We start from the raw sequence: 14045 nt of genomic DNA on the forward strand, positions 1-14045 counted from the left end.
CTCACTCCGTACCGGTGGGGATCAGGGCCTCAGGCCGTGCTCCCGCGTCGCCTCCTCGTCGACCGCCCTGTCGAGACGGGCGTCGAAGCGCGCCAGCGGCTGCGCCGCCCGGACGGCCGGGGCGGGGACGCCGGCCCAGGCCAGGATGCGGGCGGTGGCGTTCTCGCGCTCGGCGTCGACGAGCCCGGCCACGTTCGCGCCGTGGTTGGCGCCCGGCGCGGTGTAGACGTAGCTGTCGCGCGCGCCCTTGCCGAGGTGGAACGGCTCGGAGCCCCACGGGTCGTTGCCGCCGTAGACGAACAGCATCTGGTGCGCGTTGTTGCGGACCCAGTTGTCGACGTCCCGCATGGCCTGCGGCTGGAACTTCATCGGGATCTCGCGCGGCACGAAGTTGCGGGCCGGCTGGTAGCCGTAGCGGCTGAGGCCGTCGAGGTGCGGCTGCCGGATGCTGGGCGAGCCGAGCTGGGTCGCCGCCTGGTAGTAGTACGGCGTGTAGCCCTCCAGGCCCTGGTCGGTGTAGGCCGCCCAGCCGGAGTAGGCGTCGATCGTGTCGTAGACGGCGTCGTCGCTCGCGGTCCTCGCGTCCGGGATCTGGTCGCAGACGTCCTCGCCGTAGTACTGCCAGAAGCCCCAGACGAAGTCGAGGACGACGGCCTCGTACGCCTTGTCGAGGGTGCCGACCGTGTTGAAGGTGGCGCCCTCGGTCTCGGCCCACTCCTTGTACTTCTTCTGCAGCGGGGCGCGGCGGACGAGGGCCTCGCGCTGCAGGGCGTTCAGGCGGTCGCGGCACTCCTTGGTGCCGACGTTCGCGAAGAACCGGTCGTAGGCCGAGTCCTCCTTCTCCACCACGTCGTTCGGGGCGACGTAGGCGACGACGCCGTCCATGTCGCGCGGGTAGAAGCGCTCGTAGTAGGTGGCGGTCATGCCGCCCTTGGAGGCGCCGGTGGAGAGCCACTTCTTGCCGTAGATCTTCTTCAGGGCGGTGAAGATCCGGTGCTGGTCGCTGGCGGCCTGCCAGATGGTCAGCTTCGACCAGTCGGCCGGCTGCGGCCGGGACGGGGTGAAGAAGCGGTACTCCATGGAGATCTGGTTGCCGTCGACGATCCGCGTCGGCTCGGACCGGCTCGGCGTGGTGCTCAGCCCGTAGCCGCTGGTGCGGAAGACGGTGGGGCGGTCCGTGTCCTTGTGGAGGACCGAGATCCGCTGCTGGAACGTGCCCGCCCACGGGCGCGCGTGATCGACCGGCTGTTCGTAGTTCAGGACGAAGAAGCGGTACCCGGCGTACGGCTTCTCCTCGATCAGGGTCATCCCGGGGATCGCCAGGATGCGGTCCTTGATGTCCTCGGCGGTGTCCTTGTTCTGCGAGCCGGCGACGGACGTGCTGTCGGTGTCCGTGTCCGCGGCGGTGGCCACGCCGGCCGAGCCCACGGTGCCTATGAGCACCGAAAGCGACAGCAGCAACCTGAGCGACTTGCGCATGCACCCTCCCCTTGGTTCACAACGGTGACGTGAACCTAGCGGGGGCAACGTGGGGACCGCCAGCCCCAGTTGGTCCTTACGGCGGGACGTTCCCGCACATCAGCACAGAATCCACCCGGTGGACGTCCCCTTCCCGGCCACCGAACCCGACGCCCGGACGCAGCGGTGCAGGGCGTGGACGGTGACGGGACCGGCCTGCCGGTCGAACCGGCCGCTCCGGACGGCGGGGCGCCCGCCGCGCGGCTGGAGCGAGACGGCCATCGGCACCCGGGCCCCGGGGCGCCGGGCGACGGTGACGGCGCACACGTACTGCCGGGTCCGGTAGAGGCGCAGCTCCCCCGTGGGGAAGGCGACCGTCCGGCTGGGCCGCCCCTGGCAGACGGGGACGGCCCCGGCGGTGCCGGAGCCGGTCCAGGGCAGGGGGAGCAGGAGGAGCGCGAGCGCCGCGAGGAGGGTCACGAGGGCCCTGGCGGGCCCCCGCCGACCGGTCGGTGCGGTCGCGTCGTCCATGGCCATGCGGGTCCCCTCCCGTGTGAAACGCCGTACAGGCGTACGGATCTACGACGCGCCGGGGACCCGGACGGTTGCCCCGGGGCCTGCCGCCCGGCCCCGGGACCGGGCGGGCCCGCCCGCCGTCGGGCCCCGATCCGTCCGTCGTGGGTCCTCGGCCCGCCCGTAGTCGGGCCCCGATCCGCCCGCCGTCGGGGCCGGCCCCGTCCACCGTCGGACCCCGGCCCGCCCGCCGTCGGCCCCGGACCCGCCCGCCGTCAGGCCCGGACCCGCTCCGGCTCCGCCTCCCCGGCGAAGGTGCTCCAGAGTTCCGCGTACCGCCCGCCCCGGGCGAGGAGTTCGCCGTGGGTGCCGTCCTCCACGACCCGGCCGTGGTCCATGACGACCACCCGGTCCGCGCGGGCCGCCGTGGTCAGGCGGTGGGCGACGACGAGGGTCGTGCGCGGCCCCCCGCCCGGCGCGGAACCGGAGGCCCGGCGGCCCGCGAGCCGGTCGGTGGCCCGGTTGACCTGGGCCTCGGTCGCCAGGTCCAGGGCCGCCGTGGCCTCGTCCAGGAGCAGGATGTCCGGATCGACCAGTTCGGCGCGGGCGAGGGCGATGAGCTGGCGCTGCCCGGCGGAGAGGTTCCGGCCGCGCTCGGCCACCTCGTGGAGGTAGCCGCCGTCCAGCGTGGCGATCATGTCGTGCGCGCCGACCGCGCGGGCCGCCGCCTCCACCTCGGCGTCGGTCGCCCCGGGACGCCCGTAGGCGATGGCGTCGCGGACCGTCCCGGCGAAGAGGTACGCCTCCTGGGGGACGACGCCGAGCCGGTGCCGGTACCCGGTGAGGTCGAGGTCCCGCAGGTCGGTGCCGTCGACGGTGACCCGGCCGGCCGTCGGGTCGTAGAACCGCGCGACCAGCTTGACCAGGGTGGACTTCCCGGCGCCGGTCTCGCCGACGAAGGCGACGGTCTGCCCGGCGGGGACGCGGAGGTCGACGCCGGTGAGGGCGGTCTCCTTCTTCGCGGTCCCGTCCTCTCCCCCGTACGCGAAGGAGACGTCCTCGAAGGCGATCTCGCCGCGCAGCGGCGGCACCTCCAGGGGCGCGTCGGCGGCGGCCGTCGAGGTCGGCTCCTGGAGGAGTTCCCGCATCCGGCCGAGCGAGACGGTGGCCTGCTGGTAGCCGTCGAAGACCTGCGAGAGCTGCTGCACGGGGGCGAAGAACAGGTCGATGTAGAGGAGGTAGGCGACGAGCGCGCCGGTGGTGAGCGTGCCCGCCTCGATCCGGTGCGCGCCGACGATCATGACGGCGGCGGCGGCGACCGAGGACAGCAGCGTCACGAACGGGAAGTAGACCGAGATGAGCCACTGGCCCCGGACGCGGGCCTCGCGGTAGGAGTCGCTGCGTCCGGCGAAGCGGGCCGCGCCCGACCGTTCGCGGCGGAACGCCTGCACGATCCGGAGCCCGGAGACCGATTCCTGGAGGTCGCCGTTGACGACGCTGATCCGCTCGCGCGCCAGCTCGTACGCCTTCACGCTGGAGCGGCGGAAGAAGTACGTGGCGACGGCGAGGACCGGCAGGGTCGCGAAGACGACCAGGGCGAGCTGGAGGTCGAGCACGAGCAGCGCGACCATGATCCCGAAGAAGGTCACGACGGAGACGAAGGCGGTGACCAGGCCCGTCTGGAGGAAGGTGGACAGGGCGTCCACGTCCGTCGTCATCCGGGTCATGATCCGGCCGGTGAGCTCGCGCTCGTAGTAGTCCAGGCCGAGCCGCTGGAGCTGGGCGAAGAGCTTCAGGCGCAGCGCGTAGAGCACCCGCTCGCCGGTGCGGCCGGTCATCCGGATCTCGGCGGTCTGCGCGGCCCACTGCACGAGCACGGTGACCAGGGCGAGCGCGGACGCCGCCCAGACGGCGCCGATCGCGAGCCGGTTCACGCCCTCGTCGATGCCGTGCCGGATGAGGACGGGCAGCAGCAGTCCCGCACCGGCGTCGAGGGCGACCAGGCCGAGGCTGACGAGCAGCGGGAGCCCGAAGCCCCGGAGCAGCCGGCGCAGTCCGTACGAGTCCTCGGGGGCCACGGCCCGCGCCTCGTCCACGTCCGGGGTGTCGGTGGCGGGCGGCAGGGCCTCGACGGCGGCGAGCAGTTCGGGGGTGGCCCCGGGCGGGGCGCTCTCCCGGTCCGCGGCCCCGTCCCGCTCCCACAGGGCGGGGGTGATGCCCCGCTCGGCGTCGAACTCGGCGTCCAGCTCGTCCCGCAGCGCGTGGTCGTCCTCGGCGGGCCCGGTCGGCGCGGGGTGGCCGGGCGAGGCGGCGCCCAGCTCCTCGGGGTCGGTGAGCAGGCGGCGGAAGAGCGGGGAGCGCTCCTCCAGCTCGGCCTGGGTGCCGATGTCCGCGAGGCGCCCGCCGTCGAGGACGGCGATGCGGTCCGCGAGGTGGAGGGTGGAGCGGCGGTGCGCGATCAGCAGGGTGGTGCGGCCCGCCATCACCGACTTCAGGGCCTCGTGGATCTCGTGCTCGACCTTGGCGTCGACGGCCGAGGTGGCGTCGTCGAGGAGGAGCAGCCGGGGGTCGGTGAGGATCGCGCGGGCGAGGGCGACGCGCTGGCGCTGGCCGCCGGAGAGGGTGAGGCCGTGCTCGCCGACCTTGGTGTCGTACCCCTGGGGCAGCTCGGCGATGAACCGGTCGGCGCGGGCGGCGCGGGCGGCGGCCTCGACCTGCTCCTGGGTGGCCTCCGGGAATCCGTACGCGATGTTGGCGCGGACGGTGTCGGAGAAGAGGAAGGAGTCCTCGGGGACGAGTCCGACGGCGGCGCGCAGGGACTCCAGGGTGAGGTCGCGGACGTCGTGGCCGCCGACGAGGACGGCGCCCCGGGAGACGTCGTAGAAGCGGGGCAGGAGGAGCGAGAGGGTGGACTTGCCGGAGCCGGAGGCGCCGACGACGGCGACGGTCTCGCCGGAGCGGATCTCCAGGGAGAAGCCGTCGAGGACGGGGGTGCCGCCCTCGTACGCGAAGGACACGTCGTCGAACGCGACGGTGGCGGGGGCGTCGGCCGGCAGCTCCTCGGTGCCGTCCCGGATGACCGGCTCGGTGTCGATGAGGTCGAGGACCCGGTCCACGCCGGCGCGGGCCTGCTGGCCGACGGTGAGGACCATGGCGAGCATGCGGACCGGGCCGACGAGGGAGGCCAGGTAGGCGGAGAAGGCGACGAAGGTGCCGAGGGTGATCTCGCCGCGGTAGGCGAGCCAGCCGCCGAGGGCGAGGACGGCGACCTGGCCGAGGGCGGGCACGGCCTGGAGGGCCGGGGTGTACCGCGCGTTCAGCCGGATCGTCCGCAGCCGGCCGGCGAACAGTTTCCGCCCTGCCTCCCGGATCTTGCCGGTCTCCTGCTCCTCCTGGCCGAAGCCCTTGACGACGCGGACGCCGGTCACGGCCCCGTCGACGACGCCGGCGACGGCGCCGGCCTGCTGCTGCGCGTGCCAGGTGGCGGGGTGGAGGCGGGCACGGCTGCGCTTGGCGATGTACCAGAGCGCGGGGGCGACGGCGAGCGCGACGAGGGTGAGCGGGACCGACAGCCAGGCCATGACGGCCAGCGAGATGAGGAAGAGCAGCACGTTCCCGACGGTCATCGGGAGCATGAAGAGGAGGCCCTGGATGAGCTGGAGGTCGCTGGTGGCCCGCCCGACGACCTGCCCGGTGGACAGTTCGTCCTGCCGCCGCCCGTCGAGCCGGGTGATGGTGGCGTACATGTCGGTGCGCAGGTCGTGCTGGACGTCGAGGGCGAGCCGTCCGCCGTAGTAGCGGCGGACGTAGGTGAGGAGGTAGACGAGGACGGCGGCGCCGATCAGGAGCCCGGTCCAGGTGGTGAGGGACCGGGTCCTCGTCCCGATGACGTCGTCGATGATCACCTTGGTGACGAGCGGCACGAGGGCGAGCACGGCCATGCCGAGGAGAGACGACCCGAGCGCGAGGATCACGTTCGTCCTGTACCGCCAGGCGTAGCCCGCGAGCCGCCGGGCCCAGCCCTGTTGTTTCTCGCCGACCGCCGCCACGTGGTGCCTCCCGTTCGTCCTGTTCTGCCGGAAGGCCCAACGCGGCCGACGTGCGATTTCATCCCGCCGTCACGAAGCCGGGACGGAAGTCGGAGGAGGACTCGGTCTCCGGTCCCGGTCCCTCCGGACGGACGGGTGGCGGCGGCGCGGGATGGGTAGGGAGGCCCGGAGCCGCCGACCGGCGGCCTCGCGGACGGACCGGAGGGGAGCACGTGGGACGGGTCGAGGACGGCAGGCCGTACGGATGGGGGCGGCTGCACGCGGCGCTCCGGGTCCTGGAGGGGCTGGGGGAGGGGCGGACGGCCCTGGGCCTGCCCCCGGAGCTGAAGAAGACGACGAACACCCCCAGGAACAACTTCGAGCTCCTCCTGCAAAAAGCGGGGCGGCATCTCCTCCTCGCCCGGGAGAGGGGCGGCCCCCATGCCGAGGCCGCCGCGGTGGTCTTCGGGGACGTGGCCAGGCTGGTGGCCCCGGAGCGGATGTCCCGCGACGGCCTGAAGCAGCGGGAGGTCGCCGAGTTCCACCAGGGGTACGCGCACCAGCTCGGCCTGTACCGCGAGAAGTGGGGCGCGCTGGTGCTCTGAGGGCGCGTCGCGGCGGGCGGCGGGCCGCCCGGATCAGGCCGTCCGGATCAGGCCGTCCCCGGTGGGGCGACCCACTGGGTCGGCTGGCCCGTGACGCGGGCGACGGTCTCGAAGTCCTTGTCGTAGTGGAGGAGCGTGAGGCCGGTCAGTTCGGCGGTGGCGGCCACGAGGAGGTCGACCGGGCCGGCGCTGCGGTGCTCGCCCCGGTTGGTCAGCATCTGCTGGACGCGGCGGGCACGGGTGTAGACGCCGTCGGGGACGGGGGTCCAGTTGAAGAGCTGGGCGAGGAGGTCTTCCTTCGCGAGCCGGTCGTTGGCGGACCGGGCCGAGTGGAGGATCTCCAGCTCGGTGAGGTCGCAGAGGCCGACGGTGCCTTCCGTCAGGTGCTTGACCCACTCCTCCTGGACGTGCTTCCTGGCCAGGATTCTGACGGCGGCGGACGTGTCCACGAGATGGGTGACCGGGCTCACCGGCGGTAGTTCTTCTTGTCCATGAGGATGTCGAAGTCCCCGCGATCCGCCATCGCCGTCAGCTGCTCGAGGGCCCGCAGCCGCTTGTGCCGCCGCGCGACCTCCAGCAGGGCCGCGTTGACCGTGTCCTTCTTCGTCTTCGTGCCGAGTATTTCGGCGGCCTCGGCCAGGGCCTCGTCGTCGACCTCGACGTAAAGATTCGACATGACACATCCTCCCTATGCTGGCGATACAAGGAGGATATGCACCATGGAAACGGCGCGGCAAACGCCGTTCACTCACAGGTGCGTCGGCTCGAACATCCGCAGGAGGGCCGGGAGGACGACCACCGAGGGGCCCGGCGTGGCGAGGGCCTCCGCGAGGTCGGCCGCCAGGGTGCCGGGGGTGGCGAGGACGCCGGGGACGCCGAAGGACTCCGCGAGGGCGACGAAGTCCGGGCGGGTCAGCTCGGTGCCCGTCGCCTCGCCGTACGCGTCGTTCATGTACGCGCGCAGGATGCCGTAGCCCCCGTCGTCCACGATCAGCCACGTCACGTCGAGCCCGTGCTGCTTCGCCGTCGCCAGCTCCGCGAGCGAGTACATCGCGCCGCCGTCGCCGGAGACCGCCAGGACCGGCCGGGAGGGGTCCGCGACGGCCGCGCCGAGGGCGGCGGGGAAGGCGTAGCCGAGGCCGCCGGCGCCCTGGGCGGAGTGCATGGTGTTGGGGTGCCGGGCGTCGAAGGCCGACCACGCCCAGTAGGCGAGGATCGTCATGTCCCAGAAGCTCGGGGACCGGGCCGGGAGCGCCTCGCGCACGGCGGCGACGACCCGCCGCTCCAGGTCGAGGTCCTGCGCGGCGAGCCGGTCCCGCACCTTGCCGAGGACGGCCGCGACCCGTTCGGGGGCGGCCGGGTCGGTGCGCTCCCCGACCGTCTCCAGGAGGGCCTGGAGCGCGAGCCGCGCGTCGGCGTGGATGCCGAGCGCCGGGTGGTTGGACTCCAGTTTCCCGGCGTCCGCCTCGATCTGGATCACCCGGCCGCGCGGGGCGAAGGTGTGGTAGTTCGAGGACAGTTCCCCGAGCCCCGAGCCGACCACGAGGAGCACGTCGGCGTCCTCCAGGAAGTCGGTGGTGTGCCGGTCCTCCAGCCAGGACTGGAGGGACAGCGGGTGCGTCCAGGGGAAGGCGCCCTTGCCGCCGAAGGTGGTGACCACGGGCGCGTCGAGCCGTTCGGCCAGGGCCCGCAGCTTCCCCGACGCGTCGGAGCGGACGACCCCGCCGCCCGCGACGATCACGGGGCGTTCGGCGCCCGTGAGCAGGTGGGCCGCCAGGGCCGTCAGCTCGGGGCGCGGGACGACGTCCTCGGGGGTCGCGTCCATCGCGGTGACCACCGGCAGCGTCGTCTCCGCCGCGAGCACGTCCTGCGGGATCTCCACCCAGACGGGTCCGTGGGGGGCGGTGAGCGCCGACTTCCAGGCGGCGGCGACCGCGGAGGGGATCTGGGACTGCGTGCGGGCCGTGTGGACGGACTTCACGACGTCCCGGAAGGAGGCCCGCTGGTCGCGCAGCTCGTGGAGGTGGCCGTGCCGGCCGCCGCCGATCCCGGCCGCCGGGACCTGGCTGCCGATCGCGACCACGGGGGCGGAGGCGGCGGCCGCCTCCTGGAGCGCGGGGAGCGACATGAGGGCGCCGGGCCCGGTGGAGAGCAGCAGCGGGGCCGCCTCGCCGGTGATCCGGCCGTACGCGTCGGCGGCGAAGCCCGCGTTGTTCTCGGCGCGCAGGCCGACGTACCGCAGGGAGGAGCGGCGCAGCGCGTCGAACACGGCGAGCGCGTGCTGTCCCGGCAGGCCGAAGACGGTGGCCGCGCCGAGCCCGGCGAGGGTCTCGACCACCAGGTCGCCGCCGGTCCGTCCCGGGGGCGGGTTCAGGGCCGCCTCGGTCTGGGCGGGCGTGGGGCGCGGGACCGGGTCGTGGTCGTGGGTCATGGCGGGTCCCTCGGGGCGGTGGCGGGCGGGTCGGATGCGGCCGGGGGCTGCGGCACCCGGCGGTCACCAGTGTCGCGCGGTACGGGAGCGGCGGCGGGGTCGGGCCGCGTGGGACGGGGCCGGTCCCCGCGCCGCCGGGCGTCCCGGGAACCCGCTCCGCGCGTCCGCCGGCTGCCGCGCCCCGCCCCGCGCGTCCGCCGGTTACTTCGCCGCGCGGCCCGCCGCGATCTGCCGGGCCATGATCGTGGTCAGCTCGTACGCCGTGTGGGAGGCGGCGACGGCGGTGATCTCGGCGTGGTCGTAGGCGGGGGCGACCTCGACGACGTCGGCGGAGACCAGGTTGCAGGAGGACAGGCCGCGCAGGATCTCCAGGAGTTCGCGGGAGGTCATGCCGCCGGCCTCGGGGGTGCCGGTGCCGGGCGCGTGGGCCGGGTCGAGGCAGTCGATGTCGATGGAGATGTACAGCGGGCGGTTCCCGATGCGCTGGCGGAGCTGGTCCGCGACCTCGTCGGCGCCGCGCCGGTAGACGTCGGCGGAGGTGACGATGCCGAAGCCCATCTTCTCGTCGTCGGTGAGGTCCTGCTTGCCGTACAGCGGGCCGCGCGTGCCGACGTGCGACAGCGCCTCGGTGTCGAGGATGCCCTCCTCGACGGCCCGGCGGAACGGGGTGCCGTGGGTGTACTCGGCGCCGAAGTACGTGTCCCAGGTGTCGAGGTGCGCGTCGAAGTGGAGCAGGGCGACCGGGCCGTGCTTCTTGGCGACCGAGCGGAGCAGCGGGAGGGCGATGGTGTGGTCGCCGCCGAGGGTCATCATGCGGGCGCCGGTGCCGAGGATCTCGTCGGCGGCGGCCTCGACGGTCTCGACGGCCTCGTTGATGTGGAAGGGGTTGGCGGCGATGTCGCCGGCGTCCGCGACCTGCGCGAGGGCGAACGGGGAGGCGTCCTGCGCCGGGTTGTAGGGGCGGAGCAGACGGGACGCCTCGCGGATGGCGTTGCCGCCGAAGCGGGCGCCGGGCCGGTAGGAGACGCCGCTGTCGAAGGGGACGCCGACCACGGCGACGTCGGCGGTGCCGACCTCGTCCAGGCGCGGCAGCCGGGCGAACGTCGCGGGACCGGCGTACCGCGGGACGCGGGACGAGTCGATCGGGCCGCGGAAGGCGTTCTGGTCGCTGCTGCTCATGGTCGGCTCCTCTGGGGGTTCTCCGGCTGGTTCCTCCGGCGCACCGGACACCACGACGGTAGGCGCCGGGAAAGCCGCACAGAAGTGTGCGTTTCCTCCACTGTACGAGCGTCTGGTGTACGAAGGGTCCATGAGCACCCGTCCCGTCGACCCCGACGCCCCGCCCGCTCCCCCGGTCCCGCTCGCCGCGCTGCTCGCCCGCCGGGACCTGGGCCTGCGCCTGCTCGCCGGCCCCGGGGACGTCCCGCTGCACTGGGTGCACACCTCGGAGATGGCCGACCCCTATCCGTACCTGCTCGGCGGCGAGCTCCTGATGACGGCGGGCGTGCAGCTCGCCGATCCGGCGCGGTACGTGGAGCGGGTGGCGGAGGCGGGGGCGGCGGCGCTCGCCTTCGGGGTGACGCCGGTGTACGACACGGTCCCGGCGGGACTGGTCGGCGCCTGCGCCCGCGCGGGGCTCCCCCTGCTCGAAGTGCCGCCGCGCACCCCGTTCGCGGCGGTGGCGCGGGCGGTGTGGCGGCTGATGTCGGAGGCCCGGCTGCGCGAGCTGCGCCGGGTGACGGAGGCGCAGCAGTCCCTGGCGACGGCGGCGGCCCGGCCGGCCCCGGTCCCGGCGGTCCTCGGCGCGCTGGCCTCGCGGCTGGGCGGACGGGCGGTGCTGTTCGGGGCGGACGGGACGGTGACGGCGGCGGCCGGCCGGGAGGTTCCGGCGGAGGCTGCGGGGAGGCTCGCGGAGCTGGCGGGAGTGGTCTCCGGCGGGCCGGGCGGGCCGGCCTCGGCGAGCGGGGAGGAGGAGGGGCTGCGGCTCACCGCCTACGCGCTGGGCGGCGGGGACAGCCCGGCGCTCGGCGTGGCGACGGAACGGCTCGGCCCCGGGGACCACACGGTCGCGGGCGTCGCGGCGGTCCTGCTCTCCCTCCTGACGGCCCCGCACCGGGGCGCGGACGCGGCGGCGCGGGACGGGGCCCTGGTCCGGCTGCTCCTGGGGGCCTCCCCGGCGGAGGCGGCGGCCGCCCTGGGCCCGGGGCCGTGGACGGTGGTGCACGCGCGGGGCGGCGACGGCACCCCGTTCGCGGCGGCGGACCTGGCGGCGTCGCTGGGGACGGCGCTGGTGGAGACGGGGCCGTCCCCAGTCCCGGGAGAGGAGCCCGGGGAGGCCCTTGGGGAGGCAGGAGCGGCCCGTGTCTCCGGGGCGGCCCCCGCCTCCGTACGTCTCCTTCTGCCCGCGTCCTCCGCCGTCACCGCCCGGCCCGGCTGGTTTCTCGGCGTTTCCGCCCCGGCCGCCGCCGGGGACCTCCCGGCCGCCGACCGGCAGGCGGCCCGCGCCCTGCGCCGGGCGGAGGCGACCCGGTCGGCGCTCGTGCGGCACCGTCCGGGCGGTCTCGCGTCCCTGGTGGACCCGGACGAGGCCGCCGTCCACGCCCGGACGCTCCTCGCGCCCCTGAACGAACCGCTCCGGGAGACCCTGCACGTCTGGCTCTCCCTCCACGGCGGCTGGGACCGGACGGCGGTGGCCCTCGGCGTCCACCGCAACACCGTCCGCCAGCGGATCGCCCGCTGCGCGGCGCTCCTCGACCGGGACCTGGACGACCCGGACGTGCGGACGGAACTGTGGTTCGCGCTCGGGACCCCGTGACCCGGCCCGGCTCCCGCTACCCGGGATGACCGGCCCGGACGGACGCCGCCACGAGGCGCGCGCCCCGGCTCCGCGCGACCCGGTGCACCTCGCGCAGGGACTCCGCCAGGCGGGCGACGACGTAGCGGAGTTGCTCGGGAGTGACCGAACGATCGCCCAGCAGGTCCTCGACGTGGCCGAGGAGATCGGCGGCCATGCCGAGCTGCACGCTCTCGACGTCGTCGGCGACGCGGGAGACGTATCCCTCGCCGTCGCCGACGAGATAGCAGGGTTTGCCGCCGGTGCCGGTCCAGGGGAGCAGGCGGGCGCCGTCCGTGGTGTGCGGGTTCACGCCGCGACCTCCCGTCCGTGGAGGACACGGGGGCCGAGGTCGATGCCGTGCACGGCGAACCGGAGCGCACGACGGCGACCCCGCTGCCGCCGCGCCTCGGCCCGACGGCTCTCGTGGGCGACGAAGTACGGCCGGACGAGGGGACTGTCCTCTCCCCGGAAGCACGGCTCGGGGGCACGGGCGGGGGCGGTCCCGGGCAGGTCGGGCACGGGTGCGGCCACGGGGGCGGCACGGGCGCACGGCGGGCGGTGGCGCACGGGCGGCGGGGGCCACGGGAGCCGCAGCAGCGAGGTCAGCGTCCGGGCGATACAGGGCAACACGTCTTCGACTCCCGCAGGGGTGAGGTCCACGCCCCCGGGCCGTTCACGACGACCACGGGGGACTTCGCTCCGTAGCGATTCCCTCACAGTCTGAGACCGTCGCGGCTACCCTGAACAGGGGGTTCGAGGTGACGGGCCTTTTGTCACGGAGGAGTCGAGGATGAGCAACGTCTACGGGGAGTGGCTGAAGGCGCGACGCGAGGCCGCCGGACTCACCCAGCAAGAGCTGGCCGACACCGCGATCATGACCCGTTCGCACATCGCCCACATCGAGGCGGGCCGCCGGACACCGTCCCGGGAGGACGCGCGGAGACTGGACGGGGCGCTGGGCACGGGCGATGTTCTGCAGAGCTTCTTGCCGCAAGAAGACGACACGATCGCCGACTACTTCGAGCCCGCACGCCAGCTCGAACAACAGGCAACCATGATCAGGGAGTTCGGTTGCACTTTTGTGCCCGGCATCCTCCAGACGAAGAGGTATGCGTCTGCGGTTCTGGGCACGACCTTTCCCCCCAGGAGTGACGAAGAACGTGACAGGCACGTCGTCACACGGATCGAGCGGTCCAAGATCCTGGCAGATCCAGTGACGCCCGTAGTGTGGGCCCTGCTGGACGAAATGGTCCTACGACGCCCGGTCGGCGGCCGGGAGGTCATGGCCGAGCAGATCGCGCACATCATCCAGTTGGTGGAGAGCAGGCGCGTACGCGTGCACATCCTCCCCGTGAGCCTCGGCGTCCATCCGCTCATGCAGGGCATGTTGACGCTGATGTGGTTCGAGGACCAGCCACCAGCCGCCTACAGCGAGGGCGTTTCGTTCGGCAAGCTGCACGACTCCCCATCCGTGGTCCATCGCCTGCAAAGTGTTTACGATCTGGCGCTGGGCGACGCACTGCCCTCACAAGAGTCACTGACCCTCATGCGGGCGATCGCGAAGGAACACGAAGACCATGAGTAAGCCCACGATCTCCGATGCCTCCCTGGTGAGCGGCTGGCGCAAGTCGTCGTACAGCGGGAACGAGTCCGGAAGTTGCGTCGAGGTCCTGGACGGCCACCCGTCCGGTGTCCCGGTCCGTGACTCCAAGACCCCCCACGGCCCCGCGCTCCTCTTCCCCCCCGGCGCCTGGTCGTCGTTCGTGACGGCGGTGAAGACGGACGACTGACTGTCCGGAGACCCGAACTCCGTCAGCTCTCCTCCGAACGCGTGAGGCTGTTCCTCACGGTCCCCTTCGCGTGGTGCAGTTCCGCAGGCCGGACGTGGCGTACGCGCCCTCGGCTGTCGCTCCGGCAAGGCGGGAACGGCTCCGAACGCCATGACCGGGCAGGACTTCATCAAGTCCTTGTTCTCTCCCCGCGAGGCGGCGGTCAGCGGGTACAACCGCCCCGCCCCGCCCTCATCCTCGGTTCGTCGGCACGGCCCGCCCGGGCGCCCGGCAGCCGGTGCGCCGTGAACGCCGGCGGGGGGGGGGGGGGCGGCGCGCCGCCGCCCCCCCCCCCCCCCCCCGCGCGGGGCCCCCCCCCCGCCCCCGCCCCCCCCCCCCGCCCCC

The 14045-nt window shown here is 74.0% G+C and carries 13 protein-coding genes; 4 read left to right on the forward strand and 9 right to left on the reverse strand.

Annotation, left to right across the window (positions count from 1 at the left end):
- Positions 1 to 21: 21 nt before the first annotated feature.
- From ACZ3IL_RS08190 to ACZ3IL_RS08200, 3 genes are all read right to left on the reverse strand, one after another.
- On the reverse strand, positions 22 to 1479 hold the full coding sequence (locus tag ACZ3IL_RS08190) for an aminopeptidase (protein WP_467387809.1): 1458 nt from the start codon (positions 1477 to 1479) through the stop codon (positions 22 to 24).
- 99 nt (positions 1480 to 1578) lie between these two features.
- Complete coding sequence (locus ACZ3IL_RS08195; protein WP_467388216.1) at positions 1579 to 1989, reverse strand: hypothetical protein; 411 nt, start codon at positions 1987 to 1989, stop codon at positions 1579 to 1581.
- A gap of 257 nt (positions 1990 to 2246) precedes the next feature.
- Positions 2247 to 6020, reverse strand: a complete 3774-nt coding sequence (locus tag ACZ3IL_RS08200; protein ID WP_467387811.1) for an ABC transporter ATP-binding protein — start codon at positions 6018 to 6020, stop codon at positions 2247 to 2249.
- A gap of 212 nt (positions 6021 to 6232) precedes the next feature.
- On the opposite strand from ACZ3IL_RS08200, the gene ACZ3IL_RS08205 reads away from it, so the two are divergent.
- Positions 6233 to 6604, forward strand: coding sequence for a hypothetical protein (locus ACZ3IL_RS08205; RefSeq protein ID WP_467387814.1), 372 nt, complete (start codon positions 6233 to 6235; stop codon positions 6602 to 6604).
- Positions 6605 to 6651: 47 nt separating this feature from the next.
- On the opposite strand, the gene ACZ3IL_RS08210 is transcribed toward ACZ3IL_RS08205, so the two are convergent.
- The 4 genes from ACZ3IL_RS08210 to speB form a co-directional block, all read right to left on the reverse strand.
- Complete coding sequence (locus tag ACZ3IL_RS08210; RefSeq protein WP_467387816.1) at positions 6652 to 7074, reverse strand: PIN domain-containing protein; 423 nt, start codon at positions 7072 to 7074, stop codon at positions 6652 to 6654.
- Positions 7071 to 7280, reverse strand: a complete 210-nt coding sequence (locus ACZ3IL_RS08215) for a type II toxin-antitoxin system VapB family antitoxin (protein ID WP_467387818.1) — start codon at positions 7278 to 7280, stop codon at positions 7071 to 7073. The genes ACZ3IL_RS08210 and ACZ3IL_RS08215 overlap by 4 nt, the downstream gene beginning before the upstream one ends.
- Positions 7281 to 7352: 72 nt before the next feature.
- Complete coding sequence (locus ACZ3IL_RS08220) at positions 7353 to 9035, reverse strand: thiamine pyrophosphate-binding protein (protein WP_467387820.1); 1683 nt, start codon at positions 9033 to 9035, stop codon at positions 7353 to 7355.
- 201 nt (positions 9036 to 9236) lie between these two features.
- On the reverse strand, positions 9237 to 10214 hold the full coding sequence (speB, locus tag ACZ3IL_RS08225; RefSeq protein ID WP_467387822.1) for an agmatinase: 978 nt from the start codon (positions 10212 to 10214) through the stop codon (positions 9237 to 9239).
- A gap of 130 nt (positions 10215 to 10344) precedes the next feature.
- On the opposite strand from speB, the gene ACZ3IL_RS08230 reads away from it, so the two are divergent.
- On the forward strand, positions 10345 to 11850 hold the full coding sequence (locus ACZ3IL_RS08230; protein ID WP_467387824.1) for a PucR family transcriptional regulator ligand-binding domain-containing protein: 1506 nt from the start codon (positions 10345 to 10347) through the stop codon (positions 11848 to 11850).
- Positions 11851 to 11866: 16 nt separating this feature from the next.
- Here the strand turns inward: ACZ3IL_RS08230 and ACZ3IL_RS08235 are convergent, their stop codons facing one another.
- Together ACZ3IL_RS08235 and ACZ3IL_RS08240 are read right to left on the reverse strand one after the other, a co-directional pair.
- Positions 11867 to 12181: a hypothetical protein gene (locus tag ACZ3IL_RS08235; RefSeq protein WP_467387826.1), complete on the reverse strand. Its 315-nt coding sequence runs from the start codon at positions 12179 to 12181 to the stop codon at positions 11867 to 11869.
- Entirely contained in the window at positions 12178 to 12501 is a 324-nt protein-coding gene (locus tag ACZ3IL_RS08240; RefSeq protein ID WP_467387828.1) for a hypothetical protein, read from the reverse strand. Before ACZ3IL_RS08240 ends, ACZ3IL_RS08235 begins: the two co-directional genes overlap by 4 nt.
- Before the next feature lie 160 nt (positions 12502 to 12661).
- On the opposite strand from ACZ3IL_RS08240, the gene ACZ3IL_RS08245 reads away from it, so the two are divergent.
- Both ACZ3IL_RS08245 and ACZ3IL_RS08250 read left to right on the forward strand, forming a co-directional pair.
- Positions 12662 to 13456, forward strand: coding sequence for a helix-turn-helix domain-containing protein (locus tag ACZ3IL_RS08245; protein WP_467387830.1), 795 nt, complete (start codon positions 12662 to 12664; stop codon positions 13454 to 13456).
- On the forward strand, positions 13449 to 13661 hold the full coding sequence (locus ACZ3IL_RS08250) for a DUF397 domain-containing protein (RefSeq protein ID WP_467387832.1): 213 nt from the start codon (positions 13449 to 13451) through the stop codon (positions 13659 to 13661). The genes ACZ3IL_RS08245 and ACZ3IL_RS08250 overlap by 8 nt, the downstream gene beginning before the upstream one ends.
- Positions 13662 to 14045 lie beyond the last annotated feature (384 nt).

This window comes from Streptomyces sp. NPDC014907 (genome assembly GCF_055562975.1).

What these genes read in the sequence shown, in the direction of transcription:
- ACZ3IL_RS08190 (WP_467387809.1), bottom strand. Translation starts at nt 1,479, where the DNA reads ATGCGCAAGTCGCTCAGGTTGCTGCTGTCGCTTTCGGTGCTCATAGGC.
- ACZ3IL_RS08195 (WP_467388216.1), bottom strand. Translation starts at nt 1,989, where the DNA reads ATGGACGACGCGACCGCACCGACCGGTCGGCGGGGGCCCGCCAGGGCC.
- ACZ3IL_RS08215 (WP_467387818.1), bottom strand. Translation starts at nt 7,280, where the DNA reads ATGTCGAATCTTTACGTCGAGGTCGACGACGAGGCCCTGGCCGAGGCC.
- ACZ3IL_RS08220 (WP_467387820.1), bottom strand. Translation starts at nt 9,035, where the DNA reads ATGACCCACGACCACGACCCGGTCCCGCGCCCCACGCCCGCCCAGACC.
- speB (WP_467387822.1), bottom strand. Translation starts at nt 10,214, where the DNA reads ATGAGCAGCAGCGACCAGAACGCCTTCCGCGGCCCGATCGACTCGTCC.
- ACZ3IL_RS08230 (WP_467387824.1), top strand. Translation starts at nt 10,345, where the DNA reads ATGAGCACCCGTCCCGTCGACCCCGACGCCCCGCCCGCTCCCCCGGTC.
- ACZ3IL_RS08245 (WP_467387830.1), top strand. Translation starts at nt 12,662, where the DNA reads ATGAGCAACGTCTACGGGGAGTGGCTGAAGGCGCGACGCGAGGCCGCC.
- ACZ3IL_RS08250 (WP_467387832.1), top strand. Translation starts at nt 13,449, where the DNA reads ATGAGTAAGCCCACGATCTCCGATGCCTCCCTGGTGAGCGGCTGGCGC.